The organism is Cupriavidus sp. IDO (genome assembly GCF_000812465.1).
Classification (GTDB): Bacteria; Pseudomonadota; Gammaproteobacteria; order Burkholderiales; family Burkholderiaceae; genus Cupriavidus.
Window position 1 is genome coordinate 29,976 of sequence record NZ_JWMA01000190.1, and the last position, 25,240, is coordinate 55,215.

Here is a 25,240-nt window from a genome sequence, read left to right on the forward strand (position 1 = left end):
CCCGAAGGCGCGTTTCTCTTTCCGCAGAAGGTGCCGGATTACTTGGCCGCGACGCGGACCATTTCCAGCACCTTGTTCGAGTAGCCCCACTCGTTGTCGTACCAGCTCACGACCTTGATGAAGGTCGAGTCCAGCGCGATACCGGCTTCGGCGTCGAAGATCGAGGTGCGGGCATCGCCACGGAAATCGGTGGCAACGACCTTGTCTTCGGTGTAGCCCAGCACGCCCTTCAGTGCGCCCTGGCTCTGTGCCTTCATTTCGGCGCAGATTTCTTCGTACGTGGCCGGCTTGTCCAGCTCGACGGTCAGGTCGACCACCGACACGTCCGAGGTCGGCACGCGGAACGACATGCCGGTCAGCTTCTTGTTCAGCTGCGGGATCACCACGCCAACGGCCTTGGCAGCGCCGGTCGACGACGGGATGATGTTTTCCAGGATGCCGCGGCCGCCGCGCCAGTCCTTGTTGGACGGGCCGTCGACGGTCTTCTGGGTGGCGGTGGCGGCGTGCACGGTGGTCATCAGGCCGCGCTTGATGCCCCACTTGTCGTTCAGCACCTTGGCAACCGGGGCCAGGCAGTTGGTGGTGCAGCTGGCGTTCGAGATGATCGCTTCGCCCTTGTACGTCTCGTGGTTCACGCCGTACACGAACATCGGGGTGTCGTCCTTGGACGGGGCCGACATGATCACCTTCTTCGCGCCTGCGTCGATATGCTTCTGCGCGCCTTCCTTGGTCAGGAAGATGCCGGTCGACTCGACCACCACGTCGGCGCCGATCTCGCCCCACTTCAGCTCGGCCGGATCCTTGACCGCGGTCAGGCGGATCTTCTTGCCGTTGACGACCAGGGTGTTGCCGTCGACCGACACTTCGCCGTCAAAGCGGCCGTGCACCGAGTCGTATTTCAGCATGTACGCCAGGTAGTCGGGCTCCAGCAGGTCGTTGATGCCAACGACTTCGATGTCCTTGAAATTGGCGACGGCGGCACGGAACACCATGCGTCCGATGCGGCCGAAGCCGTTGATGCCGATCTTGATGGTCATGACTGTCTCTCCTGAGGATCGATTGAAACCGGTGGGCACCGCACGGGCCGCGCGGCGCACCACGCGGCTGCAGCGCCAGGATGCTTAGATAAGGGTGTCTTTTACCGTTCGGACGACGTTTTCCACGGTGAAGCCGAAGTGCTTGAACAGCACGCCGGCCGGGGCCGATTCACCGAAGGTGTCGATACCCACCACCGCCTGGACCTGGTACTTCCACCAGAAGTCCGTCACGCCCGCCTCGACCGCCACGCGCGGCACGCCGGCCGGCAGCACGCTGGCCTTGTACGCGGTGTCCTGCTTGTCGAACACGGTGGTGGCCGGCACCGACACCACGCGCACGTGCACGCCTTCCGTAGCCAGCGCGTCGGCTGCGCCGACGGCCAGGCCCACTTCCGAGCCGGTAGCGAGGATCACGGCGTCCGGACGGCCGGTCTTCGGGTTCACGCTGTCGCGCAGCACGTAGCCGCCACGCCCGATATTGGCGCGGGTGGCGTCGTCGCGGCGCTGGAACGGCAGGTTCTGGCGGCTGAAGATCAGGCAGCTCGGGCCGTTCTCGCGGCGGATCGCCTCGGCCCAGGCCACGGCGGTCTCGGTGGTGTCGGCGGTACGCCAGACGTCCATGTTCGGGATCAGGCGCAGGCTGGCGACGTGTTCGATCGACTGGTGGGTCGGGCCGTCTTCGCCCAGGCCGATGGAGTCATGGGTGAACACGAACAGCGTGCGGATCTTCATCAGCGCCGCCATGCGCAGCGCGTTGCGGCTGTAGTCCGAGAACGTCAGGAACGTGGCGCCGTAGGGAATGTAGCCGCCATGCAGCGTGATGCCGTTCATGACCGCGCTCATGCCGAACTCGCGCACGCCGTAGTTGATGTGGTTGCCCCAGGCATCCACACGAACAGCCTGGCTGCCCGACCAGTTGGTCAGGTTCGAGCCGGTCAGGTCGGCCGAGCCGCCCAGGAACTCGGGCAGCACCGGGCCGAAGGCTTCGATGGTGTTCTGGCTGGCCTTGCGGGTGGCGATGGTCTCGGCCTTTTCTTCGCACTTGGCAATGAAGGCGTCCACGGCGGCGTCGAACGAGCCCGGCAGGTCGCCGCGCATGCGGCGCTGGAATTCGCCGGCTTCATACGGGTGGCGCTCGGCGTAGGCGTCGAACAGCGCGCTCCAGGCACGCTCCAGCGCCTGGCCGTTAGCCCTGGCGTCCCAGGCGTCGTAGACCTCGGCCGGCACCTCGAACGGCGCGTGGGCCCAGCCCAGCGCCTCGCGCGTGGCCAGCACTTCGGCCCCGCCCAGCGGGGCGCCGTGCACGTCGTGGCCGCCTTCCTTGTTGGGCGCGCCCTTGCCGATCTTGGTGCGGCAGCAGATCAGGGTCGGCTTGTCGCTGGCCTTGGCCTGCGAGATGGCGAGGTCTACGGCGGTCACGTCGTGGCCGTCGATGTCGCGGATCACGTTCCAGCCGTAGGCTTCGAAGCGCTTCGGGGTGTCGTCGTTGAACCAGTGCACCACGTCGCCATCGATCGAGATGCCGTTGTCATCCCAGAACGCGATCAGCTTGTTCAGCTTGAGCGTGCCGGCCAGCGAGCAGGCCTCGTGGCTGATGCCTTCCATCAGGCAGCCGTCACCGAGGAAGACATAGGTGTGGTGATTGACGATGTCGAAGCCCGGGCGGTTGAACTCTTCGCCGAGCAGGCTTTCGGCCAGCGCCATGCCGACCGCATTGGTGATGCCCTGGCCGAGCGGGCCGGTGGTCGTCTCGACGCCCGGGGTGATGCCGTATTCCGGGTGCCCGGCCGTCTTGCTGTGCAACTGGCGGAAGTTCTTCAGCTCGCCGACCGGCAGGTCGTAGCCGGTCAGGTGCAGCAGCGCGTAGATCAGCATCGAGCCGTGGCCATTCGACAGCACGAAGCGGTCGCGGTCCGCCCACGTCGGGTTGGCCGGGTTGTGCTTCAGATGCCGGCCCCACAGGGCCACGGCGATATCCGCCATCCCCATCGGCGCACCGGGGTGGCCAGAGTTGGCTTGCTGGACGGCGTCCATGGCAAGCACACGGATGGCATCGGCCATCAGCTTGGCCGGCTGGGAAGCAAAGGGACTTGTGGCGGGATGAGCAAGGGCGGACATGCGGCGGATTCGGGCGTGAGCCTGACGGCGGGAAAACCGCAATTTTAGCAGAAGCATCGGGTATTTCCGGACGTTGCGGCCCCCCTCCGCCAGGGCGCGGCCGGGCGCCCGTCAGGAGCCGTGCCGGCCCTGCCCCGACGGTGGCAACCTGAACATCACATTTATTGCTGCCGCGTCACCCGTAAACCCTCTTCGACAGCGCCGGCGGTCCCGCGTAAGATTCACATTCGCACCGCGCGCCCGCCTGGCATCGATGCCGGCATTCGCCGCGCGAGGTTTCCCGTTTCCTGGAGACGATCATGACGAGACCGGCCAACACCCCCTGGCTCACCCCCTACCTGACCGTCAGCAACGGCCGCGCCGCGCTCGAGTTCTACAACCGCGCCTTCGGCTTTGCCGCCGGCAACGTCGTCGATGAAAACGGCGTGCCCACCCATGCGGAGATGCATTACAAGGGCGAACTGGTGGTGATGTTCGCGCCCGAGGGCGCGTGGGGCAGCACGGCGCGCACGCCGCGCTCGCTCGGCGTCGAATGTCCGCAGACCTTTTATGTCTATTGCGACGATGTCGACGCCATGCATGCGCAGGCCGTCGCCGCCGGCGCGGTCAGCCTGATGGCGCCCGCTGACCAGTTCTGGGGCGACCGCTACTGCATGGTGGAAGATCCCGACGGCTACCGCTGGGGTTTTGGCAAGCCCATCGCCGGCAACGAGCAAGGCAAGGCGAGCTGATGCCACCGCGTTTTTTTGTTGGCACGGCAGACGCACGACTGGCTGCCGACACCGATTACGAACTCCCTGAAGCAGTAGTCCGGCATGCGCAGGTCCTGCGACTGGTGCCGGGCGACGCCATCACGCTCTTCGACGGTCGTGGCGGCAGCCATGCGGCCACACTGGTCGACCTCGGCAAGCGGCACGCCGTGGCACGCATCGGCGCGCATGACGCCACCGAGGCCGAACTGCCGTTCCGCGTCACACTGGCGCAGGGGCTGGCCGGCGGCGACAAGATGGACTGGCTGATCGAAAAGGCCGTCGAGCTGGGCGTGACTGCGATTCAGCCGCTGCACGCCAGCCGCTCGGTTGTCAGGCTGACGGGTGACCGTGCGCTCAAGCGGCAGGCACACTGGCAGGCGCTGGTCGAGGCGGCCTGCGAACAATGCGGACGCAATCGCTTGCCCGAGGTGGCGCCGGTCGCTAACTTGGAGTCATGGCTCGGGCGTTCGGGCAATAGCAGCGAAAGCGGCGAACGCCTGCTGCTGTCGCCGCGCGCCACGCATTCCCTGCCGGCGCTTGCGGCCAGCCGCCGTGCCGAATGGCTCGCAGGCGGCGTCACGCTGCTGATCGGGCCGGAGGGTGGGCTTTCGCCAGACGAGGAATCGGACGCGTTGAAGGCCGGCTTCACCGCAGTGTCACTCGGCCCGCGCATTCTGCGGACCGAAACCGCCGGGCTGGCATGCCTGGCGACATTGAACGCCATCCTTGGCGGATTCTGATGGCAGCCGGGCAATATCCGGCCCGCTGCCATCTTCATGGACAGGAGTCGATCATGGGACTACTCGATAGCGTGCTGGGCGGTGTGCTCGGACAGCTCGGCGGCGCGCGCCAGGGCGAAGGCGAAAGCGCCGGCGGCCTGAACCCGAAGCTGATGATGGCGCTTGGCCTGCTGGCCATGCTGGCGATGCGCAGCAAGGGTGGCGCGCAAACCGGCGCCGCGGAAGCCGGCCATGACGATGCGTCGGGCGGCCTTGGCGGACTCGGCAGCCTGGGCGGACTGCTGGGCGGGCTGACGGGAGGCGGCGCCGGTGGCCAGGCCGGCGGCCTGGACCTGGGCTCGCTGCTGGGCGGACTCCTTGGCGGCCAGGGCGGTGCCCCGGCCAATAGCCAGGCAATGGGTGCGGCAGCCGGCGGCATTGGCGCGCTGCAGGAGGTGCTTGCGCATGCAGGGCTCGGCGAGCAGGTAAATTCCTGGATCGGCAGCGGCGCCAACCAGCCGGTTACGCCGTCGGACCTGAGCAGCGCGCTGGGCGATACCGGTGCCATTGCCTCGCTGGCCCAGTCGACGGGAATGTCGCAGGACGACGTCGCCGCCCACCTCAGCGAAGGCCTGCCGGAACTGATCGACCGCCTGACACCGCACGGCCACGTCCCGGCATCGGAATAATCACCGCCTGAGGATGAAAAAAGCCCGCAGATCGCGGGCTTTTTTCTTACGGGAAAGCCGCCGCCGGGGCGGGAGCCGTTCAGGCGAACGAATAGAAAACGCGGAATTGCACCTTGCGCTCGCCCCAGAATTCCGCGGCATCGCGGAAGACGTCCAGCAGCACTTCGCGCGCTTCCTTGTCGAATTTCTGTGCGATCGGCAGGCCTTCGAGCACGATCACGAAGCCCGGCTGCGGGCCGGCCTTGTAGATCATGTCGGTCAGGCAGTCCGACAGCGCGTCGAAATTCTTGCCGAAATGCTTCGGGAAAGTAAACGACGTGGCAATCGTTTCCAGGATCTCTGCCTTGCTCGCGCAATGGGCGCAGCTGGCATACAGGAAGTGCTGGCCGAGATCGGCCGCCGCCTGGGCAAGTTCCGGCACACGAAATGCGCGGATCGACTGGACGATGTTCGGACGCACCGTCTTGAACAGGTTCATGGCTCCCTCATTGGTGCCGTCGGCCCAACCCGCACCGACCGGCAAGGTCGCGGGCGCAGTTGCGGGCGGTAGTTTGTGCGTGAGCTCTTGGCGCGGCATCATCAGCACATTGTCATATAGGTTCTGGGCCTGATGCTGTGCCCGCTGCCAGCCATCTCCGGCGCCGCGCTCTTCGCGGGCGGCAAGGGCGTCGCCCAGTCCGAAAATGTCAGTCATCATTTGGTTATCCGTTTGAAACTGTTGTAGTGATCGTCCGTGTAGTAACAGTCGTTGGCGGCGCGTTGATCACCGCCGCATACGATCCGCTTCGCTCCCCGATTCCGGCTCTTGGCACTCTTGACCGTGTATTCGCGGTAATAACCGCGTTGCTGCTGCGGCAGGATGCGTTCGTAGTTACCGAACCTCGCACCATCCTTGTCATACGGAAACGGGCCGCCGGCCTCGATGCGTTCCAGGGTCTGCTGTGCTTCGTTGGGCAACTGCTGCACGGCGATGGTTCCCGTCGCCTCGGGCTGAGACTGGCGGGCCAGCGATGGCTGCGCCAGTGCCAGGACCAGCGCCACGCCGGACATCGCCTGCGCCAGCATCCGTGCCGCACGTGCCGGCAATGCCTGGAAATTCGCGCGCTGCGTCAGAGAAATCTGAGAACCCACGTTGCTTGTGTGTCTTGGTTGAACCGGGAATCGAGCCTGCCGCTATTTGGGTAGACAACGTGTCCGGGCCACCCCTGGCCGCCGCCTGCAAGGCGTCGACCGCACCGGCGCGCTCGAGGCGAGCGCCTGTATCAAAGGCGTAAGGTTACGCGCATGCACGCAATTAATCAATCCCGCGCCGCTGCAGGCGGGAAAACTTCAATTGTTTCAACATGTTAATTGTATGTGTGCGCATACTAACGACGCAGCCGGCAAGATAGGCCAGAATACAAAAAGGGCACAAAAAAAGCCGGGCGAGCCCGGCTTTTCCATACCTCGCGTCACACTGACATTCAACGCTTGGCGGCAGCGTCCACCACGACCAGCGAAGTCATGTTGACGATGCGGCGTACCGTCGCCGACGGCGTCAGGATGTGCACCGGCGCCTTCACGCCCAGCAGGATCGGCCCGATCGCCACATTATTGCCCGCGGCAACCTTGAGCAGGTTGTACGAGATATTGGCGGCGTCGATGTTCGGGCAGACCAGCAGGTTGGCTTCGCCCTTGAGGGCGCCGTCCGGCACCAGCTGGTCGCGCAGCTTCTGGTCGAGCGCGCTGTCGCCGTGCATTTCGCCGTCCACTTCGAGATCCGGGGCGCGTTCGCGCAGGATGGCGAGCGTCTCGCGCATCTTGCGGGCCGAAGGCGCATCGGACGAGCCGAAGTTCGAATGCGACAGCAGGCCGATCTTCGGCTCGATGCCGAAGCGCTTGAGCTCTTCCGCGGCCATCAGCGTGATCTCGGCCAGTTCGTCGGCGGTCGGATCCACATTGACGTGGGTGTCGACCAGGAAGATCTGGCGGCCCGGCAGGACCAGGCCGTTCATCGCCGCGTAGACCTTGTTGGTGCCGCCCAGCACCTGGTCGATATAGCGCAGGTGAGCCGCGGTGTTGCTGACCGTGCCGCAGATCATGCCGTCGGCCTCGCCCTGCTTGACCAGCATGGCGCCGATCAGGGTGGTGCGGCGGCGCAGTTCCAGCTTGGCATACTGCGGCGTGACGCCTTCGCGCGCCATCATCCGGTAATACGTATCGGAATAGGCGCGGAAGCGCTCATCGTGCTCGGGGTTGACCACCGTGAAGTCCACGCCCGGGCGCAGGCGCAGGCCGAAGCGTTCGATGCGGTGCTGCAGCACGGCCGGACGGCCGATCAGGATCGGGTTGGCCAGCTTTTCGTCGACGATCACCTGCACGGCGCGCAGCACGCGCTCCTCTTCGCCCTCGGCGAAGACGATGCGCTTCTTCTCCATCTCGACCTTGCGCGCGGCGGCGTAGATCGGCTTCATCAGCGTGCCGGAGTGGTACACGAACTGCTGCAGCTGCAGGCGGTAGGCGTCCATGTCCTCGATCGGGCGGGCAGCCACGCCGGACTTCATGGCGGCTTCCGCCACGGCCGGGGCCACCTTGACGATCAGGCGGGGATCGAACGGCTTCGGGATCAGGTACTCCGGGCCGAACGAGAGGTCCTGGATGCCATAGGCAGTGGCGACGATATCGCTCTGCTCCTGGCGTGCCAGCTCGGCCAGCGCATTGGCCGCGGCGATTTCCATCTCGCGCGTGATCGTAGTGGCGCCGCAGTCCAGCGCGCCGCGGAAGATGAACGGGAAGCACAGGACGTTGTTGACCTGGTTCGGGTAGTCGGTACGGCCCGTGGCCATCACGGCGTCCGGGCGCACTTCCTTGACCAGCTCCGGCGCAATTTCCGGATTCGGGTTGGCCAGCGCCAGCACCAGCGGCTTGTCGGCCATGCGCTGGACCATGTCCTGCTTGAGCACGCCCGCGGCGGACAGGCCCAGGAAAATGTCGGCGCCGTCGATCACCTCGGCAAGCTTGCGCTTGTCGGTCTTCTGCATGAAGCGCGCTTTTTCCGGATCCATCAGCTCGGTACGGCCTTCGTAGACCACGCCGGCCAGGTCGGTCACCCAGATGTTCTCGATCGGCAGGCCGATGTCGACAAGCAGGTCCAGGCAGGCCAGCGCGGCTGCGCCGGCGCCCGAGGCAACCAGCTTGACCTTCTTGATGTCCTTGCCGACCACCTTCAGGCCGTTGATGATGGCCGCCGCCACTACGATGGCGGTGCCGTGCTGGTCGTCGTGGAAGACGGGGATCTTCATCTTCTCGCGCAGCTTGCGCTCGACGTAGAAGCACTCCGGTGCCTTGATGTCTTCCAGGTTGATGCCACCGAAGGTCGGTTCAAGCGCGGCGATGATCTGGACCAGCTTCTCGGGGTCTTTCTCGTCGACTTCGATATCGAACACGTCGATACCGGCAAACTTCTTGAACAGGCCGGCCTTGCCTTCCATCACCGGCTTGGAGGCCGCGGCACCGATATCGCCGAGGCCCAGCACGGCGGTGCCGTTGGTAATCACGGCTACCAGGTTGCCGCGGGCGGTGTAGCGGAACGAGTTGGCCGGATCAATAACAATTTCTTCACAAGCGGCCGCTACGCCTGGCGAGTAGGCCAGGGCCAGGTCGCGCTGGTTCGACAGCGGCTTGGTGGGCGTGACGGAGATCTTGCCGGGGGTCGGAAACTCGTGATACTCGAGCGCCGCTTTGCGCAGCGCCTCACGCTGCTGCTGTTTCAGATCGTCTTGGGACGGGGACTGCTGAGGGCTTGTCATCGGCGCATCTTCCAATCGGTGGAGCCGTCATTGACGAGGCTGGACGATCGGCGGACCGGCTCCACGTGCCCGCCCTTCTCTTCCTTTGGACCCAGCATTTTATATTGTGAAATATTATTTCACAATAAGCGTTTTACATGGAGCAGCTTTGCGTTTCAGTACAATATGCCCCAAGCGACGGGGCTTGACCAGCAATGCTGACGCCCGCTACGGTATCTTGCCGAAACGCGAGCTTCCCGCCATCGTCGTCCCGATCCGCCACCCCTGTCTACCCGCCGCCAGCGCCCTGGCCCGGTCTTCCCCAATGTCCACTTCCGCCAGCGCCCAGCTCTCCGAGTTCGACCTGATTCGCCGTTTCTTCACCCGCCCGGTACGCAAGGCCGCGCTGGGCGTAGGTGACGATTGTGCGCTGATCGAGGGTCGGCCTGGCCATCATCTTGCAATCAGCACCGATATGCTGGTAAGCGGACGGCATTTTTTCCCCGATGTCTCGCCGGTTGCCCTCGGCCACAAGGCCCTGGCGGTCAACCTGTCGGACCTGGCCGCGATGGGCGCCGAGCCGCGCGCCTTCACGCTGGCGCTGGCCCTGCCCGAGGCGGAGCCCGACTGGCTGGCCGGCCTGGCCGAAGGCATGCTGGCCCTGGCCGATGCGCATGGCTGCGAGCTGATCGGCGGCGACACCACGCGCGGCCCCCTTACCCTGAGCCTAACCGTCTTCGGCGATGTGCCGCTGCGCACCGCCTTGCGCCGCGACGCCGCCCGTCCGGGAGACGATATCTGGATCTCCGGCACGCTCGGCGACGCCCGGCTGGCGCTGGGTGACTGCCGTGGCGAATGGCTGCTGCCCGAGCCGGAATTCAGCCAGGTCCGCCCGCGCATGGAAATGCCGACCCCGCGCGTGGCGCTCGGCCTGGCGCTGCGCGGCGTCGCCCACGCGGCGCTGGATATTTCCGACGGCCTGATCGGCGATCTCGGCCATATCCTGGCGCGCTCGCAGGTCGGCGCACTGGTCGATGTCGATGCCCTGCCGCGCTCGGCCGTGCTGGCCAGCCAGCCGGAAACCCTGCAGCGCGAGTGCGTGCTGGCCGGCGGCGACGACTACGAACTCTGCTTTACCGCGCCGGCGGGCAATCGCGACGCCATTGCGGCCATCAGTGAACGGCTGGCGCTGCCGCTCTCCCGTGTCGGCACGATCACGCCGGAACCCGGCCTCAGGCTGGTGGACCGCGAAGGCAATCCGACCGTCTACGCCGGCGCCAGCTTCGACCATTTCGCCTCGCCCTGACAGGCAGGCCGCCGGCGTGTCATGATGCCGGCAATCGGGGCTTCGGCAATGCCTGTACCAGGGACGTACAAAAACTGGCAGCCCGGCCGCCCCGGTCATAAAACATAAGACATACACGAGCCAATTCGATGTCCACTCTCCCGCCCGGAGCCGCGCCACGCGACCCCGCCATCACCGTTGAAGCCGGGCAGACCGTCAAGGTCACGCGCCCGACGGCCCGCTTCATGCTGGCCCATCCGGCCCACCTGATCGCCCTCGGGTTCGGCTCCGGCCTGTCGCCGGTCAGCCCCGGTACGGTCGGCACGCTCTACGGCTGGCTGTCGTTCGTGGTCTTTTCCCTGTGGATAGAGCCGGTGACCTGGCTGTGGATCATCGCCGCCGGCTTCCTGCTGGGCCTGTGGGCGTGCGCCCGCACTGCGCGCGACATGGGCGTGCACGACCACGGCGCCATGGTCTGGGACGAGATCGTGGCGTTCTGGCTGGTGCTGGCCTTCGTCACCCCCACCGGCTTCTGGGGCCAGTTCGCGGCCTTCCTGTGGTTCCGCCTGTTCGACATCGCCAAGCCGGCGCCCATCGGCTTCTACGACCGCACGCTCAAGGGCCCGGGCCTGCGCGGTGCGTTCGGCGTGATGTTCGACGACATCTTTGCCGCCTTCTACACGCTGCTCGTGTTCGCGCTGTGGCGGTCGTTCTGACCGCAAACTCCGCGATCCGCGCGCCTCACCCCACGAACGCCGTCCAACGTCACCCAAGATCTGTCAATCATGTCCGTCAGCCGCCTGCTCGACCAGCTAGCCATCCAGGCCGGCGTTGCCCTTGCCGAAACCTCGCTGATGCTTGCCACCGCCGAATCGTGCACCGGCGGGCTGGTCGCCGCGGCCATCACCGATGTGTCGGGCTCGTCCGGCTGGTTCGAGCGCGGCTTCGTTACCTATTCCAATGAAGCCAAGACCACCATGCTCGGCGTGCCGGCCAAGCTGATCCGCGACTTCGGCGCGGTAAGCGAGGAAGTCGCGCACGCCATGGCGGAAGGCGCCCTGCTCAACAGCCGCGCCCAGGTGGCGCTGTCGATCACCGGTGTGGCCGGGCCGAACGGCGGCACGCCCGAGAAGCCGGTCGGCATGGTCTGCTTCGGCTGGAGCAACCGTATCACCACCCGCACCGAGACCCAGCGCTTCCGCGGCGATCGCGGCCAGATCCGCCGCCAGGCCGCCGAGCACGCCATGCGCGGGCTGCTGGAGCTGGTCCGGAACGAAGCCTGACAACAAAAAAGCCGCGTCATTTGCCTGACGCGGCTTTTACCAGAGGGGCCTGCCCCGTCCTCAGCCGTGCCGGTAGCGATTGATGGTCTCGCGGGTCTGCAGCGCGACATTGCGCGCCGCGGTGGCGAAGTCCTTCTCGCGACTGGCGTAGAGGATCGCACGCGACGAATTGATCATCATGCCGGTGCCATCGGCCGTGCGGCCGGCCTTGACGGTGGCCTCGATATCGCCGCCCTGGGCGCCGATGCCCGGAATCAGCAGCGGCATGTCGCCGACGATCTGGCGCACCCGTGCAATCTCGTTCGGGAAGGTCGCGCCCACCACCAGGCCCATCTGGCCGGTCGTGTTCCAGCGCTCCCTGGCCGCCTCGGCCACCAGCTGGTACAGCGGCTTGCCGTCCACCTGCAGGAACTGCACGTCCGAGCCGCCCGGGTTGGAGGTGCGGCACAGCACGATCACGCCCCGCTCGGGATAGGCCAGGTACGGCTGCATCGAATCGAAGCCCATATAGGGGCTGACCGTCACCGCGTCGGCCTTGTAGCGCTCGAAGGCCTCGACGGCGTAATGCTCGGCCGTCGAGCCGATATCGCCGCGCTTGGCGTCCAGGATCACGGGAATCCCGGGATGGGCATCGTGGATGTAATGGATCAGCTGCTCGAGCTGGTCTTCGGCGCGCTGCGAGTGGAAATAGGCGATCTGGGGCTTGAAGGCGCAGACCAGGTCGGCGGTGGCGTCGACGATCTCGCGGCAGAACGAAAAGATGGCGCCGCCGGTGCCGGTCATGGAGAGCGGGAGCTTCTGCGGGTCAGGATCGAGCCCGACGCAGAGTAGGGAATCGTTGCGCTGCCAGGCGGCAGACAGCTGCTCGATGAATGTCATGGGTACTCGATATCCTGGTGGCGCCGGCGCCCGTCGGGCCCGCCGGCGCGGTTGGCCGCGGACGAGGTGAACAATCCTCATGTCCGCAGCATATGTCGTTACCGGCAATTTTACCCGCTGCGTGCTATCGTTTTGCGCTCCTGACAAAACAAAGAGCGGCATCCTGCACAGCCGCCCCTCTCCCACATGTCTCTCGATCGACGCGGCCTGGTCCTCCTGGTCATCCTCACCCTGGCCTGGGGCATCAACTGGCCCATCATGAAGGTTGGCGTAGCGCACTTTCCCGCCATGGGCTTCCGCCTGCTGTGCATGGCCGGCGGCCTGGCGGCACTGGGGCTGGCACTGCGCATCCGGGGCGACTCGCTGTATGTGCCGCGCTCGCAATGGGGTACGGTGGTCAGGCTGGCGCTGCCGAACATGGTGGTCTGGCACCTGTTCGCCATCTGCGCGGTCAAGATGTTGTCTTCGGGGCGCGCCGCCATCCTCGGCTACACCATGCCGATCTGGGCGGTGGTGTGGGGGCTGGTGCTGTACCGCGACCGCATCGGCGTGTCGGCCTGGATCGGCATCGCCTGCGCGCTGGCGGGCACAGTCCTGCTGCTGTCGGGCGAGATCAGCGCGCTGACCGGCAGCCCGGCGGGCACCCTGCTGATGCTGGTGGCCGCGGCCGGCTGGGGCTTCGGCACCCAGCTGATGAAGCGCACGCAGACCGACGTCCCGATCGGCACGCTGACCTTCTGGATGCTGGCCGTCACCCTGCCGTTCCTGGGCGCCGGCTCGCTGCTGCTGGAAAGCGGCTGGCGCATGCCGACCCTCGTCGAATGGGGCGCGATTGCCTACAACGCGGTGGTGGTCTTCGCCTACTGCCACCTGGTCTGGTTCGGGCTGGCGCGCAGCCTGCCACCGGTGGTGTCGAGCCTGTCGATCATGTTCATCCCCGTGGTGGGCGTGTTCTCGGGCATGTGGATGCTGGGCGAGCAGCCCCACTGGCAGGACTACGCGGCCATCGTGCTGATGTTCGCGTCACTGTCGTCGGTGATGCTCGTACCGCTGGTGTTGCGCCGCCTGCGCGGTGCTATGAACTGACCGAGATTTCGCTTAACAAGCCCCCCTCCGTTGGGCTACACTCGCGGCCATCACAATCCCGGAGAAATTACGTGGGCAGTAGCATCGGGTGTTCGAGTTGCCGCAGCAACGCTGCGACTTCACTGAATGCCATGTCACTGCGGGCTGCGTAACGACGACCCGCCGGAGCCAGGCTCCCGCCTCGTCGCCCTCGCCCGCAGCACACTGCGGGCGAGTGTCTTTCCGTGTCACCGACGGCTGCCAGTCGCGCAGCCGCACTTGCGGAACTTCCCTCTCCCGGCTTGCCAGCCAACCCAGGCAAACGCCATCGCCTTGTGCCAGCGCACAGCGCGATCACGCTTGCCCGTGGCCCGGCCCCGCCGTTCTGGTGGTGCCATTCAGGGCATTACGGACCACCTGGGATGCGGCGAGCCCGCCTGCGCTTGTCTTCGCGCTTGTCTTTGTTTTTCGTCGCAATCAGTAATAAGGAATCCCGGGGATGATCAACCTGTTCGTCCTGCAAAAAGGCCGGCTTGCCCAGGAGCAGGTCGACGAGCGCAACGAGCTGCTGCAGCACAAGCCGATCTGGATCGACGTCGTCAGCCCTGACGACGAGGAACTGGCCTGGATCAAGGAAGCCTATGGCGTCGTCCTTCCCGAACTGGAAGACCTGGGCGACCTGGAGGCTTCGGCCCGCTATTTCGAGGGTGAAGACGAGAATATCCACATCCGCACCGACTTCCTGCTGGCCGAGGAAGAGTCCTCGCGCAACGTGCGCGTGGCCTTCGTGCTGACGCGCGACGTCCTGTTTTCCATCCACGACGAAGACCTGCCGGTGTTCCGCCTGGTGCGCCTGCGCGCGCGCATGCGCCCGGGCTCGGTGCGCAACGCGAAGGACGTACTGATGGACCTGTACGCGACCGACGCCGAATACTCCGCCGACTCCATCGAGGAAATCTACGAACGCCTGGAAGAAGCCAGCCGCCGCGTGCTGGCCGAGAACGTGACCGACGCCGCGGCAGCCGACGTACTGGAAACCATCGCCCGCGAGGAAGACTTGAACGGGCGCATCCGCCGCAACGTGATGGACACGCGCCGCGCGGTGTCCTTCCTGATGCGCAGCCAGTTGCTGTCGGCCGAGCAGCAGGACGAGGCCCGCCAGATCCTGCGCGATATCGACTCGATCGAGAACCACACCGCGTTCCTGTTCGACAAGATCAACTTCCTGATGGACGCGACGGTCGGTTTCATCAACATCAACCAGAACAAGATCATCAAGCTGTTCTCGGTGGTGTCGGTGGCGCTGATGCCGCCGACCTTGATCGCCAGCATCTACGGCATGAACTTCAAGATCATGCCGGAGCTGGACTGGGCGGCGGGGTATCCGTGGGCGATTGCGCTGATGGCGGTGTCGGCGGCGATTCCGCTGGTGTACTTCAGGAGGAAGGGCTGGCTGAGCTGAGCATGCCGCAGCCTGGCTCCCCTCTCCCGCGCAGTGGGGGATGGGAGCAAACCCTCAATCCGGCAGCGTAGCGGCCCCCATCCGCCGCGCGATGATGCCCGCCTTCACGCGGAAGTTGACGCGCACATTGGCGCAGTATTCCTTCTTGTCGAAGCACTTCGGCGCCGGGAGCGCAGCGGCCAGGCGCGCGGCCTGGCCCACGCCGAGCTTGTTGGCCGTGGTCCTGAAATAGTGGTCGGCCGCGGCCTCCGCACCAAACACGCCCTCGCCCCACTCGACCGAATTCAGGTAGATCTCGTAGATCCGCTGCTTGTCGAGCCAGAACTCCAGCATCCACGTGATCGCCAGCTCCTGCCCCTTGCGCAGGTAATGCTGCTCGGACGACAGGAACAGGTTCTTGGCCAGCTGCTGCGTAATGGTCGAGCCGCCGCGCACGATGCGGCCGCGCTTCTTGTTGCGCTCCCATGCGTCGAGCATGGCGTCGAGTTCATAGCCGGGATGATTGACGAAGTCGGCATCCTCGCTGGCGATGACGGCGCGCTTCAGGTTGCGCGAAATCTGGTCGTACGGCACCCAGCGCCGGTCGATCCTGCAGTTCCAGACATTGATGCCGCACAGGCGCCAGCGCTCGGCGCGCATGAATGTCGTCGAAGACGGATTCACGTATTGCCAGCTGGCAATCTGCACGAAGAAGTACAGCTGCATCGCCAGCACGCCGGCAATCAGACAGCCGAGCAGGTAGCCCAGCCAGCGCAGCGGGTTGAAGACCGCGCCGCCCGAGGGCGTAGCGCGGTTCGGACGATTGCGGGTGGCCACGATGGGCGGTAGTCCGCGTCAGCCCGTGCGTTCGGCCTGCAGCGCCGCGCGCAGCTCGGCCAGCACGGGCGCCGTGCGGGGCCGCACGCCGCGCCAGATGTAGAAGGCTTCGGCCGCCTGCTCGACCAGCATGCCAAGGCCGTCGCTGGTGCGTGCGCCGCATTTGGCCGCAAATTGCAGGAACACGGTCGGCTCGGCGCCGTACATCATGTCGTAGGCCAGCACGCCTTCGCCCAGCAGGAACTCCGGCATCGGCGGCACTTCACCGTGCAGGCTGCTGGAAGAGGCGTTGATCACCACGTCGCAGGATTCGTCTTCGGACAGCGCCTCCAGTGCGTCGAGACCACCACCCCACAGCTCCACGCCGTACTGGTCGGCAGCTTCGACGAATTCTTCCAGCATGTCGCTGGCGCGCGAGGCCGTGCGGTTGGCCACGACGATGCGCGACGGGCGGCATTCGATCAACGGGAGCATCGCGCCCATGGCTGCGCCGCCGGCGCCCAGCAGCAGCACGCGCTGGCCTTCGAGCAGGGTGTCGAGGTTGTCCTGGATATCGCGCACCAGGCCGATGCCATCGGTATTGTCGCCATGGATCAGCCCGTCTTCGATCCACATCGTGTTGACCGCGCCCGCGGCTTCCGCGCGCGGGGTCAGGCGGTCGGCCAGGTCATACGCTTCCAGCTTGAACGGCACGGTCACGTTGAAGCCGTGGCCGCCCTCGGCCAGGAACTTGCGCACGGTGTCGGCGAACGCATCGAGCGGGGCCTCGAGCCGGTCATACTGGATCGCCTCGCCGGTCTGGCGGGCGAAAGCGGCGTGGATCGCGGGCGAACGGCTGTGCGCTACCGGGTTGCCGACCACCACATAGCGGTCGGGCGTTGTCTGGGGCGAAGAAGTGGATGTCATCAGCGTGCCTGCAAGCGGGTTTCCAGCCCGCTTCGCGAAAACTTGAAAGTGGAAATGACTTCGAGAATGTCCTGGCGCGCCGACATCTCGGCCGTGAACGGCCCGAACGGCGCCGCCGCGCGGACGATGGCGACCGCCTGGCGGTCCAGCGCCGGATCGCCGGAGCTCTTGACCACGTCGATGGCGTCGACGTTATAGCCGTCGCGGTTGTAGCCGAGCTTGCCCAGCCGGTTGACGTTGATCACCAGGATCAGCTGGCCATACAGCGGCTTGCCGTTGTGTTGCGGGAAATCGGTGGTGCCGCGCGCCTCGATCTTGCGGCGCAGGCGGTCGTAGTACTGCGCGTAGTCGACAGCCTGCGCGCTGGTGGCAGTGAGCTGGAAGCGCTTGGGCCGCTTGGCGTAGTGCTCGAGATTGCGGCCGATCTCGGCCTCGAGCTTGGCCATCTCGCTGGTCGAGGTGCGTTCGTCCTGGCCGCGCTGCGGATTGTCCAGGCGCTGCTCGCCCGGCTTGAGCGGCTGGTTGCGCACGGACGGCTGCGGCTCGCGCGCCTGGGTCAGCAGGCGCTGCTGTTCCTGTTCGAGCTGTTCGACGCGGCGCTGGACCTGGCGCACCAGGTCGCCCTCCTGCGTCACGGTCTGTGCCGGCAACGGCGTGGTGGCACGTTGCTGGTCGTTGTCACCACCGCCGTCGAGATTGGCCTGCGCCAGCACGGTTGGGTTGCGCGGCTTCTGCGCCGACTTGGAATTGACCAGCACCACGTCCAGCGCGGCATCGGTGCGCTTGATCTCGAACACTTCAGGCGCCGCTACGCGGACCATCAGCAGCAGCACGTGCACCGCCACGGAAATGGCCAGCGCCTTGGCCAGCGTACTGCTGGTTTGCCACCAATGGCGGGGAGCGGCGAGTGCGGCGTTCACGATAAGGGCTTGCCAAAGGGCTCTGGATGGACGGCGGGAATGTCGGTTCGGCCCGGCCCGGACAAGCACCCGGGCCAGACAGCCATTGTATGTGAGCCCCGGGCTTTTCCGATACGCTCAGCCGGCCGCCGGGGCGTCAGTGTCGCGCCCTGCCGACGCCTCGTCGCCACTGGCCTCGCCACCACCTTCAGCCGGCTCGGCTGCCACGCCCACAGCCTGTTCGGCCGCCTCTTCCGCGGCGACCTCGGCAGCTGCTTCGGCCGAGACCTCTGCGGCTTCTTCGTCGCTTTCCAGTTCTTCCTCGGGCAATTCGCCTTCGCCGGCAAAGACTTCCAGCACCCGGCAAGAGACCTCGAGGGTGATTTCGTCGATGGCGCCGATCTCCAGCAGCACCTGCGTGCCGCGTGCCGCCTGCGCCAGTTCCGGCACGCGCGTCACCAGCGGAATCTCGGTAAAGCGCACCGCGCCTTCCTTGAGCACCGAGGCCATCATGCGCTCGCGCTTTTCCTGCATGAGCCAGCGCAGGCACCAGTAGCGCTCCATGGTGGACTGGTGGTCGGCATAGGCCGCGTACGTGCCTTCGAAATCGGCCACGGCCGCCAGCAGGTCGGCATCCTTGGGCTTGAACGGGGCCACCAGCTTGGCGGTTACGCCATGCTGGGCCACCGCCAGGATCTGCCACTGGTTGACCAGGTCGACATAGCGGCGCAGCGGCGAAGTGCTCCACGCGTACTGCGCCACGCCCAGGCCCTCGTGCGGGGCCGGGTAGGTCTGCATGCGGGTGCGGTGCATGCCCCACGCCTTCTGCGTGCGGTAGATGCCTGGCACGCCGTTGTCCGCCAGCAGCTTGCCCCAGGTGCTGTTGGCCAGGATCATCAGCTCGGCCACGATCTTGTCCAGCGGCGAGCCGCGCTTGCGCTGCTCGATGCGCACGCGCTGGCTGCCGTCGGCCTGGTCGTCCAGGTAGAAGTTGAAGTCGGCGCGGTTGTGCGATTCCGGCCGCAACCCGCTGGCAAGGCGCGCCTTCTGGCGCTCGTCATAGAGGGAGCCGGCAAAGTGCCACAGCCGCGTGAGCTGCGCGCGGAACGGGTAGTCGCCGCTGCCGTCGGCCAGCGAGGCCTCGGTGATGACCTCATCCAGCAGGTTGTGGCGCAGGTTGGCCGCGATCGGCACCATCTCCGCGCGCGTCTCGCTGCCAAGGATTAGCCATAGCGACGGGTCCACGGTCACATAGAGCGACAACGCCGGGCAAGTCCGGCCTTCCTGCAGCGTGTAGCGCTCGACCACCGTGTCCGGCAGCATCGTGATCTTGTCGCCCGGGAAATACACCGTCGACAGGCGCTGGCGCGCCACCACGTCGAGCGGCTCGCTGCGGCGGATGCCCAGCGCCGGCGCGGCGATATGGATGCCGATGCGCAGCTTGCCGTCGGGCAGCTCGGTCACCGACAATGCGTCGTCGATCTCGGTGGTGGTGACGTCGTCGATGGAGAAGGCCTCGACGTCCGCCAGCGGCAGATCGGACGGCGGCTCCGGCACGCCGGCATCCGGGAAGCCGGTGCCCTTGGGGAAACACTCGGCCAGGAACTTGGCTTCATGCAGCGCGCGCGCACTGGACACGCCGCCCGCCGCCACCATCAGGCGCATCGGCGACATGCCGAGCGCGGTGCAGGCGGCATCGAGCGCCTTGTATTCGAGGCTGTTCTTGTCCGGCTTGAACAGCAGCGGCAGCACCTTGTTGCGGAACGATTCCGGCAGCGTCAGCGCCTTGAGCTGCGCTTCATACTCGGCCTGCACCAGCGCCTGCTGCTTCTTGCGCTCCAGCGCGGCCAGCGCGGCCTTGAGCTGGTCTTCCGGGGCGCGCTGGTAGCGGCCGCGGCCCTTGCGGCGGAAATAGACCGGATTGCCGTGCAGCGCCATCGCCAGCGCGGCCTGCTGCACCGGGCCGGCATCGGCGCCATAGTATTCGGCGGCCAGCTCGGCAAAGCCGAACTCGGCTTCCGGCGCGCATTCCCACAGGAAATCGAGGTCGATCTCGGCAGTCATGTCGCCGGTCTGGCGCACCAGTTCGATCGCCGACGGCTGCGCGAACTGCAACAGCACGTCGCGCGCCTTCACCTTGGTGCGCTTGCCGGCCGGCAATTCAACCTGGTAGGCCTCGCCCTGCTGGGTCAGCACGGTGCCGGCGCGAATCTCGCCGCCTTCTTCGAACAGCAACTGCATCGATCGGTACTTTCAGAAATGCCGGGAACCGCGTGTGGCCAGTAGTGACACCTGGGCGGGCGGGTCCTGTGGGAGAAATGATGCGAAAGGCCGGACTAGTGCCCCGGACCACGGCTGGAAAGGCCTTCCGAGGCCCTCCGGCGCCAGTTGCGGCGCCCCGGCCGGACCCTTCATAGGGCCGGCCGCAGACCCGTGATGATACCGCACCGCCGGGGTGCGGTTTCACCACTGCCTCAGAGCGACATCCCGCCACTGGCCTCGATGGCCACGCCGTTGACGTAGCTGGCGTCGTCGCTGGCCAGGAAGGCGTAGATGCTGGCGATTTCCGACGGTTCGGCCAGGCGGCGCAGCCAGCACGATGCCTTCATGCCGTCGAGCACCTTCTCCGGCACGGTCTGCAGGATCTCGGTGCCGACAAAGCCCGGGCATACCGCGTTGACGCGCACGCCCTTGGGGCCCAGCTCGCGCGCCCAGGTCTTGGTGAAGCCGATCACACCGAACTTGCTGGCCGCATAGTTGGTCTGGCCGAAGTTGCCGTACAGGCCGACCACGCTGGAGGCGTTGAGGATCACGCCCTTGCCCTGCTCGCTCATGATGCCGGCCACGGCCTGCGCGCAATTGAAGACGCCCTTCAGGTTGACGTCGATCACGGCGTCGAATTGCGCCTCGGTCATCTTGGCCAGGCGCGCGTCCTTGGTGATGCCGGCATTGTTGACCAGCACGTCGATGCGGCCATGCTCTGCCAGCACGGCCGCGACCATGGCATCGACATCCTCGCGCTTCGTGACGTCGACGCGATACGCCGCAACCGTGGCGCCCGTCGCCGCCAGCGTGGCCGCCGCTTCGCGCACGCGCGCTTCCTGCACGTCGCACAGGATGACAATGGCACCGTCAGCGGCAAAGCGCTGGGCGGTGGCAAACCCGATGCCGGCGGCTGCGCCGGTAATGATGGCAATGCGACCCTGCAGTTTCATCGTTCTCTTTGCTTTCTATGTCTTGGTGTTGTGGTTCGTGGTTCAGGCGGGGCGTCGGTCTGGTTGAACGTCCTGCCTCGGTCCCCGGGAAGGCCGCTCCAGCAGGTCCGGCAAGAAGACCTCTGTCACGAGCATCATGCCGCCGCCGCGCCGGAACACCGAGCGCCGCGCGGGCAGCATGGGCACCGGCGCCATGGCCGGCAGTACCCGCTGCAAGGCCTGCCGCAGCGGATGGTGCGGCAACAGCCGCGCAAACTGGAACGGATCGCGCCGCACGCACGGATCGACAAACAGGCGGCCGCCCAGCGGCCGCTCGCCCAGCCCGCGCAGGAACGGCCAGTCGCGGCGGGCATGGCGTTTCCATACGACGGTGTGGGCGAACACGGCGGGCACTTCGTCGCAGATCAGCAGCACTTCGCGCGTGAGCGCCGGCTGGCGGTCGGGCTGGCCCAGTGCCTGCCATTCGTCGGCGAACGGACGCATCGGCTCCTGCAGCAGGCGCGCGACGCGGAAGCGCTCCGACGCCGCGACCAATCGCGCGGTCAGCGAGCCCTCGCCGGTCACCCAGTGCCGCAGGTTGGGCGTGATCGCTGCATCGAAAGGCAGGTGGCAGGCCCAGGCGCAGCGGCGCGCAAACTGCGCGCTCATGCCGTGCCGCCCGCTGCCGCGGGTACCACGCCGCCGGGACCATAGCCGCAGAAGGCCAGGACATCGTCGACGTAGTCGGCAAATTCGCTGATGCCGTGGTCGCTGCCTTCGATCACGCGGATATGCGCACCCGGACAGGCCGCGACCATCTCGCGGTAGTCGAGCACTTCGTCGCCGGTGGCGGCAATGAGGTAATAGCGTTCGGGGCGGGTGATGGCATCCACGCGCAGGTCGAGCAATTCCTGCAGATGGCGGCGCTCGACCGTCACCGAGCCGCCGCCATGCCACAGCGGCTGGTCGCCCAGGTACTGCTCAAGATCGGTCCACGGATGGATGGCCGGATTGAGCAGGACGGTCTTGCAGCTGTGGCGCTCGCCCAGCCAGCGGGCATAGAAGCCGCCCAGCGAAGACCCGACGATGGCGATCTCCTGATCGCCGCCGGCCTGCGCGGCGCGGATCGCGGCCTCGGCCTGCGCGACCGCCTGGGCCGGCGAGACATTCAGCATGGGGCAGGCGTAATAGCGCCCGACGCCCCATTCGCGCATGCGCTCTTGCACCAGCCGCGCCTTGAAGGACTGCGGCGAGGAGCGGAAGCCGTGCAGGTACAGCAGCATGGCAATCCCCTCAGCTGGCAGCGAGCGCGTCGAGCAGCTTCTGGTGCACGCCGCCGAAGCCGCCGTTGCTCATCACCAGCACCTGGTCGCCCGGCTTCGCCGCGGCGCGCACGGCGGCAACCAGTGCCGTCAGGTCCTGGAAGGCGGCTGCCTTGCCGCCGAGCGGCGCCAGCGCCTCGGCCAGGTCCCAGCCCAGCGCGTCCTTGCCGCTGGGGGCGCCATAGCCAAACACCAGGTCGGCCTGCCCGAGGCTGGCCGGCAGCTGCGCCTTCATCACGCCCAGCTTCATCGTATTGGAGCGCGGCTCCAGCACGGCCAGGATGCGGGCATCGCCCACGCGGCGGCGCAGGCCTTCCAGCGTGGTCTGGATGGCGGTGGGATGGTGGGCGAAGTCATCATAGACTGTCACGCCATTGGCCACGCCGCGCACTTCCATGCGGCGCTTGACGTTGGCAAAGCGGCCGAGCGACGCGATCGCCTGCGCCGGTGGCACCCCGACATGCCGCGCGGCGGCGATGGCGGCCAATGCGTTCATGCGGTTGTGGGTGCCCTGCAGGTCCCAGCTCACGCGGCCCTGCACGGCATCGCCGAACCAGACGTCGAAGGCATCCTTGCCGTTGCCGGCCTCGGTGGCGTCGCTTTCGCGCCAGTCGCCCACGCCGAACTGCTCCACCTCGCTCCAGCAGCCACGCTCCAGCACGCGCGCAAGGCTCTCTTCGACGCCGTTGACGATGACCCGTCCCTGGCCCGGCACGGTGCGCACCAGGTGGTGGAACTGTGTCTCGATGGCCGCCAGATCGGGGAAGATGTCGGCGTGATCGTACTCAAGGTTGTTCAGGATCGCCGTGCGCGGACGGTAGTGGACGAACTTGCTGCGCTTGTCGAAGAAGGCGGTGTCGTACTCATCCGCTTCGATCACGAAGAAATCGGACTCCGTCACGCGGGCCGAGATACCGAAGTTCTGCGGCACGCCGCCCACCAGGAAGCCCGGGTTGTAGCCGGCGTCTTCCAGGATCCAGGCCAGCATCGACGTGGTGGTGGTCTTGCCGTGCGTGCCGGCCACAGCCAGCACCCACTTGCCGGCCAGCACGTGCTCGCCCAGCCACTGCGGGCCCGAGACATACGGCAGGTTCCGGTTGAGGATGGCTTCCATCAGCGGATTGCCGCGGGACACCACATTGCCGATGACGAAGAGATCCGGCTCCAGCGACAGCTGCGCCGGATCGAAACCTTCGATCAGCTCGATGCCCTGGGCCTCGAGCTGGGTGCTCATCGGGGGATAGACGTTGGCATCGCAGCCGGTGACGCGGTGGCCCGCCTGCTTGGCGAGGACCGCCAGGCCGCCCATGAAGGTGCCACAGATGCCAAGGATATGAATATGCATGGGGTTCCCGGAAAGACTTGAAGCCAGGAGGCTCGGAACGTGGCGCCCGGCGGCACACTGCGGCGCACGGGGCCGGGCAGGAAGCCCCTGATTGTACCCGAGCACATTCGTGCACCAGCGGCCTTCGCAGCACTGCCGCACCGGATGCAACCCGGACGCAACCCTTATTGGGCCTTGCCCGGTGCGCAGCTCCGGTATGATCGTGACATGTCCCGACGTGCCCCACCCGACCCCACCCGCCTGCGCGAGGAGATCGCACAGGCCGCCGCCCGCATGATTGCCGAGGACGGCGCCGACTACGCCACCGCCAAGCGCAAGGCCGCCCGCCAGCTGCTTGGCGACCAGCGCGTGGCCGGCGAGTGGCTGCCCGACAACGAGCTGATCGAAGCCGAAGTGCGCGCCTACCAGGCGCTGTTCCACGCGGACAGCCAGCCGCGCATCCTGGCCCTGCTGCGCCGGCTGGCCGTGCTGGCCATGGAAGACCTGGCCGAATTCCGCCCCTACCTGGCCGGCGCCGTGCTCAATGGCACCGCCACCGAGCATTCGGATATCTATCTGCAGTGTTTCTGCGACAGCCCCAAGGACGCCACTTTGCACCTGCTCAATGCAGGCGTGAGCTTCGATACCAGCGAAACCCGGCACTTCAATGGCCGCGGCGAAGTCGAGACCCTCAGTTTCCTTTGGAAAGGCCAGTGGCCGGACCGGCGCGAAGCGCGCTTGCTGGCTGGCGAAGTGCGTGCGGAACTCGGCGCCCCGGTCGGTATCCATATCGCCTTGTATGATGCGGATGACGAACGCGGCGCCGCGCGCGCCGAACCCGGCGGCCGACTCCCCCGGGCGGATGTGGACGCGGTGCGGAGCCTGCTCGCCGCCGCGGACGAGCCCGGCGCGGCCGCCTGAGGCGTTCCGGCCCCTATAGCAATAACGTGCGAGAACCGCCCCCGAACGCGGCGGCTAACCGATCCATCTCCCCATGACCAACATTGCCCCTGCTCCCGTCCGCCGTTCCCGCCTGTGGCTCTGGCTGGCCATTGCCGTGATCGCCGCGGCGGCGGGTGCGCTGGCCGGCCACTTCGTGTTTTCGCCCAAGCCGGCGTCCGACCAGGCAGTGGAAGCCTTCTTCCGGGCGCGGCTCCCGGATCCCGCCGGCTCCGACATTGATCTGGGCAAGTTCCGCGGCAAGACAGTCGTCGTCAATTTCTGGGCGCCGTGGTGCGGGCCGTGCGTCGAGGAAATGCCTGAACTGACGTCATTGCACGCTGAATATGCCGGCCAGCAGGTCGAGTTTGTCGGGATCGGCATCGATTCGGCGACGAACATCCAGCAGTTCCTCAAGAAAGTGCCGGTGGAATATCCGCTCGCGGTGGCCGGTTTTGCCGGCACCGAGCTGTCGCGCAACTTCGGCAATGCGGCGGGTGGCCTCCCCTACACCGTAGTGATAAACCCGGACGGCTCGGTGAAATTCCGCAAAATGGGGAGGGTCACGGCCAGGGAATTGCGTGCAGTACTGCCTGGCGCATGAGCGCCAACGCCAGACCAAGAGAAATCTTCGGCGAAAATTCAGAAAATTCGCTGATCTTCGCCAAAACGTAGAAAAACGGCGCCCAATACCTGAAATGTGAGGCAATCGACCCTCCAGCATGTGCATGCGTCGTCAAGCCTTGTATCGCGCGCTAGACAAATCCCTCTAAGCTACGGTAAT

24 protein-coding genes are annotated in these 25,240 nt (G+C 66.4%); 10 read left to right on the forward strand and 14 right to left on the reverse strand.

Annotated features, from left to right (window positions below):
• Window positions 1-38: 38 nt before the first annotated feature.
• Together gap and tkt are read right to left on the reverse strand one after the other, a co-directional pair.
• Window positions 39-1,037 (reverse strand): type I glyceraldehyde-3-phosphate dehydrogenase, encoded by a 999-nt coding sequence (gap, locus tag RM96_RS33710; RefSeq protein ID WP_039016100.1) that lies wholly within the window; start codon window positions 1,035-1,037, stop codon window positions 39-41.
• Window positions 1,038-1,121: 84 nt separating this feature from the next.
• Entirely contained in the window at window positions 1,122-3,155 is a 2,034-nt protein-coding gene (gene tkt, locus RM96_RS33715) for a transketolase (protein ID WP_193752573.1), read from the reverse strand.
• 299 nt (window positions 3,156-3,454) lie between these two features.
• On the opposite strand from tkt, the gene RM96_RS33720 reads away from it, so the two are divergent.
• Genes RM96_RS33720 through RM96_RS33730 form a run of 3 tightly spaced genes read left to right on the forward strand, consistent with a single transcriptional unit; the run spans window position 3,455 to window position 5,315 of the window.
• The gene (locus RM96_RS33720; protein ID WP_039016102.1) at window positions 3,455-3,886 is read left to right on the forward strand and encodes a VOC family protein; all 432 of its coding nucleotides are present in this window, start codon (window positions 3,455-3,457) and stop codon (window positions 3,884-3,886) included.
• Complete coding sequence (locus RM96_RS33725; protein ID WP_039016103.1) at window positions 3,886-4,647, forward strand: 16S rRNA (uracil(1498)-N(3))-methyltransferase; 762 nt, start codon at window positions 3,886-3,888, stop codon at window positions 4,645-4,647. The genes RM96_RS33720 and RM96_RS33725 overlap by 1 nt, the downstream gene beginning before the upstream one ends.
• A gap of 53 nt (window positions 4,648-4,700) precedes the next feature.
• Window positions 4,701-5,315, forward strand: coding sequence for a YidB family protein (locus RM96_RS33730; protein ID WP_039016104.1), 615 nt, complete (start codon window positions 4,701-4,703; stop codon window positions 5,313-5,315).
• Window positions 5,316-5,394: 79 nt separating this feature from the next.
• Here the strand turns inward: RM96_RS33730 and RM96_RS33735 are convergent, their stop codons facing one another.
• From RM96_RS33735 to RM96_RS33745, 3 genes are all read right to left on the reverse strand, one after another.
• Window positions 5,395-6,012 carry a barstar family protein gene (locus tag RM96_RS33735; RefSeq protein WP_039016105.1) on the reverse strand — a complete coding sequence of 206 codons (618 nt, stop codon included), beginning with the start codon at window positions 6,010-6,012 and terminating at the stop codon, window positions 5,395-5,397.
• Complete coding sequence (locus RM96_RS33740; protein WP_039016106.1) at window positions 6,009-6,380, reverse strand: ribonuclease domain-containing protein; 372 nt, start codon at window positions 6,378-6,380, stop codon at window positions 6,009-6,011. The genes RM96_RS33735 and RM96_RS33740 overlap by 4 nt, the downstream gene beginning before the upstream one ends.
• 398 nt (window positions 6,381-6,778) lie before the next feature.
• Window positions 6,779-9,103 (reverse strand): NADP-dependent malic enzyme, encoded by a 2,325-nt coding sequence (locus RM96_RS33745; RefSeq protein WP_039016107.1) that lies wholly within the window; start codon window positions 9,101-9,103, stop codon window positions 6,779-6,781.
• Window positions 9,104-9,407: 304 nt separating this feature from the next.
• Between RM96_RS33745 and thiL the strand changes: the two genes are divergently transcribed.
• From thiL to RM96_RS33760, 3 genes are all read left to right on the forward strand, one after another.
• Entirely contained in the window at window positions 9,408-10,388 is a 981-nt protein-coding gene (gene thiL, locus RM96_RS33750; RefSeq protein ID WP_039016108.1) for a thiamine-phosphate kinase, read from the forward strand.
• Between the two features lie 128 nt (window positions 10,389-10,516).
• Window positions 10,517-11,083, forward strand: coding sequence for a phosphatidylglycerophosphatase A family protein (locus RM96_RS33755; protein ID WP_039016109.1), 567 nt, complete (start codon window positions 10,517-10,519; stop codon window positions 11,081-11,083).
• A gap of 69 nt (window positions 11,084-11,152) precedes the next feature.
• Window positions 11,153-11,650: a CinA family protein gene (locus tag RM96_RS33760; RefSeq protein WP_039016110.1), complete on the forward strand. Its 498-nt coding sequence runs from the start codon at window positions 11,153-11,155 to the stop codon at window positions 11,648-11,650.
• A 60-nt stretch (window positions 11,651-11,710) separates the two neighbouring features.
• On the opposite strand, the gene pyrF is transcribed toward RM96_RS33760, so the two are convergent.
• The gene (gene pyrF, locus RM96_RS33765) at window positions 11,711-12,529 is read right to left on the reverse strand and encodes an orotidine-5'-phosphate decarboxylase (protein ID WP_039016111.1); all 819 of its coding nucleotides are present in this window, start codon (window positions 12,527-12,529) and stop codon (window positions 11,711-11,713) included.
• A gap of 186 nt (window positions 12,530-12,715) precedes the next feature.
• Here pyrF and RM96_RS33770 point away from each other — a divergent pair, with 186 nt between their 5' ends.
• Both RM96_RS33770 and corA read left to right on the forward strand, forming a co-directional pair.
• A complete protein-coding gene (locus RM96_RS33770) occupies window positions 12,716-13,615 on the forward strand; it encodes a DMT family transporter (protein ID WP_039016112.1) in 900 nt (299 codons plus the stop codon).
• 478 nt (window positions 13,616-14,093) lie between these two features.
• Window positions 14,094-15,056 carry a magnesium/cobalt transporter CorA gene (gene corA / locus RM96_RS33775; RefSeq protein ID WP_039016113.1) on the forward strand — a complete coding sequence of 321 codons (963 nt, stop codon included), beginning with the start codon at window positions 14,094-14,096 and terminating at the stop codon, window positions 15,054-15,056.
• 54 nt (window positions 15,057-15,110) lie between these two features.
• Here the strand turns inward: corA and mtgA are convergent, their stop codons facing one another.
• The 8 genes from mtgA to mpl all read right to left on the reverse strand — a co-directional run bounded on the left by mtgA (window position 15,111) and on the right by mpl (window position 23,538).
• Window positions 15,111-15,812, reverse strand: coding sequence for a monofunctional biosynthetic peptidoglycan transglycosylase (gene mtgA, locus RM96_RS33780; protein WP_039016147.1), 702 nt, complete (start codon window positions 15,810-15,812; stop codon window positions 15,111-15,113).
• Window positions 15,813-15,890: 78 nt separating this feature from the next.
• A complete protein-coding gene (gene aroE, locus RM96_RS33785; RefSeq protein ID WP_039016114.1) occupies window positions 15,891-16,778 on the reverse strand; it encodes a shikimate dehydrogenase in 888 nt (295 codons plus the stop codon).
• Window positions 16,778-17,698 carry an energy transducer TonB family protein gene (locus tag RM96_RS33790; RefSeq protein WP_039016115.1) on the reverse strand — a complete coding sequence of 307 codons (921 nt, stop codon included), beginning with the start codon at window positions 17,696-17,698 and terminating at the stop codon, window positions 16,778-16,780. The genes aroE and RM96_RS33790 overlap by 1 nt, the downstream gene beginning before the upstream one ends.
• A gap of 117 nt (window positions 17,699-17,815) precedes the next feature.
• Complete coding sequence (locus RM96_RS33795) at window positions 17,816-19,918, reverse strand: ribonuclease catalytic domain-containing protein (RefSeq protein ID WP_039016116.1); 2,103 nt, start codon at window positions 19,916-19,918, stop codon at window positions 17,816-17,818.
• Window positions 19,919-20,151: 233 nt separating this feature from the next.
• The gene (fabG, locus tag RM96_RS33800; RefSeq protein WP_039016117.1) at window positions 20,152-20,892 is read right to left on the reverse strand and encodes a 3-oxoacyl-ACP reductase FabG; all 741 of its coding nucleotides are present in this window, start codon (window positions 20,890-20,892) and stop codon (window positions 20,152-20,154) included.
• Between the two features lie 42 nt (window positions 20,893-20,934).
• Window positions 20,935-21,540 (reverse strand): chorismate--pyruvate lyase family protein, encoded by a 606-nt coding sequence (locus RM96_RS33805; RefSeq protein ID WP_052279904.1) that lies wholly within the window; start codon window positions 21,538-21,540, stop codon window positions 20,935-20,937.
• On the reverse strand, window positions 21,537-22,154 hold the full coding sequence (locus RM96_RS33810; RefSeq protein WP_039016118.1) for a YqiA/YcfP family alpha/beta fold hydrolase: 618 nt from the start codon (window positions 22,152-22,154) through the stop codon (window positions 21,537-21,539). The genes RM96_RS33805 and RM96_RS33810 overlap by 4 nt, the downstream gene beginning before the upstream one ends.
• A gap of 10 nt (window positions 22,155-22,164) precedes the next feature.
• Complete coding sequence (gene mpl / locus RM96_RS33815; protein WP_039016119.1) at window positions 22,165-23,538, reverse strand: UDP-N-acetylmuramate:L-alanyl-gamma-D-glutamyl-meso-diaminopimelate ligase; 1,374 nt, start codon at window positions 23,536-23,538, stop codon at window positions 22,165-22,167.
• 207 nt (window positions 23,539-23,745) lie between these two features.
• Here mpl and RM96_RS33820 point away from each other — a divergent pair, with 207 nt between their 5' ends.
• Together RM96_RS33820 and RM96_RS33825 are read left to right on the forward strand one after the other, a co-directional pair.
• Window positions 23,746-24,438, forward strand: coding sequence for a hypothetical protein (locus RM96_RS33820; RefSeq protein WP_039016120.1), 693 nt, complete (start codon window positions 23,746-23,748; stop codon window positions 24,436-24,438).
• Between the two features lie 73 nt (window positions 24,439-24,511).
• Window positions 24,512-25,060, forward strand: coding sequence for a TlpA family protein disulfide reductase (locus tag RM96_RS33825; protein WP_039016121.1), 549 nt, complete (start codon window positions 24,512-24,514; stop codon window positions 25,058-25,060).
• Window positions 25,061-25,240: the final 180 nt, after the last annotated feature.

Excerpts from the sequence above, each read along its gene's own strand:
- gap (WP_039016100.1), bottom strand. The coding sequence starts at position 1,037 with ATGACCATCAAGATCGGCATCAACGGCTTCGGCCGCATCGGACGCATG.
- tkt (WP_193752573.1), bottom strand. The coding sequence starts at position 3,155 with ATGTCCGCCCTTGCTCATCCCGCCACAAGTCCCTTTGCTTCCCAGCCG.
- RM96_RS33720 (WP_039016102.1), top strand. The coding sequence starts at position 3,455 with ATGACGAGACCGGCCAACACCCCCTGGCTCACCCCCTACCTGACCGTC.
- RM96_RS33725 (WP_039016103.1), top strand. The coding sequence starts at position 3,886 with ATGCCACCGCGTTTTTTTGTTGGCACGGCAGACGCACGACTGGCTGCC.
- RM96_RS33730 (WP_039016104.1), top strand. The coding sequence starts at position 4,701 with ATGGGACTACTCGATAGCGTGCTGGGCGGTGTGCTCGGACAGCTCGGC.
- RM96_RS33735 (WP_039016105.1), bottom strand. The coding sequence starts at position 6,012 with ATGATGACTGACATTTTCGGACTGGGCGACGCCCTTGCCGCCCGCGAA.
- RM96_RS33740 (WP_039016106.1), bottom strand. The coding sequence starts at position 6,380 with ATGCTGGCGCAGGCGATGTCCGGCGTGGCGCTGGTCCTGGCACTGGCG.
- RM96_RS33745 (WP_039016107.1), bottom strand. The coding sequence starts at position 9,103 with ATGACAAGCCCTCAGCAGTCCCCGTCCCAAGACGATCTGAAACAGCAG.
- thiL (WP_039016108.1), top strand. The coding sequence starts at position 9,408 with ATGTCCACTTCCGCCAGCGCCCAGCTCTCCGAGTTCGACCTGATTCGC.
- RM96_RS33755 (WP_039016109.1), top strand. The coding sequence starts at position 10,517 with ATGTCCACTCTCCCGCCCGGAGCCGCGCCACGCGACCCCGCCATCACC.
- RM96_RS33760 (WP_039016110.1), top strand. The coding sequence starts at position 11,153 with ATGTCCGTCAGCCGCCTGCTCGACCAGCTAGCCATCCAGGCCGGCGTT.
- pyrF (WP_039016111.1), bottom strand. The coding sequence starts at position 12,529 with ATGACATTCATCGAGCAGCTGTCTGCCGCCTGGCAGCGCAACGATTCC.
- RM96_RS33770 (WP_039016112.1), top strand. The coding sequence starts at position 12,716 with ATGTCTCTCGATCGACGCGGCCTGGTCCTCCTGGTCATCCTCACCCTG.
- corA (WP_039016113.1), top strand. The coding sequence starts at position 14,094 with ATGATCAACCTGTTCGTCCTGCAAAAAGGCCGGCTTGCCCAGGAGCAG.
- aroE (WP_039016114.1), bottom strand. The coding sequence starts at position 16,778 with ATGACATCCACTTCTTCGCCCCAGACAACGCCCGACCGCTATGTGGTG.
- RM96_RS33795 (WP_039016116.1), bottom strand. The coding sequence starts at position 19,918 with ATGCAGTTGCTGTTCGAAGAAGGCGGCGAGATTCGCGCCGGCACCGTG.
- fabG (WP_039016117.1), bottom strand. The coding sequence starts at position 20,892 with ATGAAACTGCAGGGTCGCATTGCCATCATTACCGGCGCAGCCGCCGGC.
- RM96_RS33805 (WP_052279904.1), bottom strand. The coding sequence starts at position 21,540 with ATGAGCGCGCAGTTTGCGCGCCGCTGCGCCTGGGCCTGCCACCTGCCT.
- RM96_RS33810 (WP_039016118.1), bottom strand. The coding sequence starts at position 22,154 with ATGCTGCTGTACCTGCACGGCTTCCGCTCCTCGCCGCAGTCCTTCAAG.
- mpl (WP_039016119.1), bottom strand. The coding sequence starts at position 23,538 with ATGCATATTCATATCCTTGGCATCTGTGGCACCTTCATGGGCGGCCTG.
- RM96_RS33820 (WP_039016120.1), top strand. The coding sequence starts at position 23,746 with ATGTCCCGACGTGCCCCACCCGACCCCACCCGCCTGCGCGAGGAGATC.
- RM96_RS33825 (WP_039016121.1), top strand. The coding sequence starts at position 24,512 with ATGACCAACATTGCCCCTGCTCCCGTCCGCCGTTCCCGCCTGTGGCTC.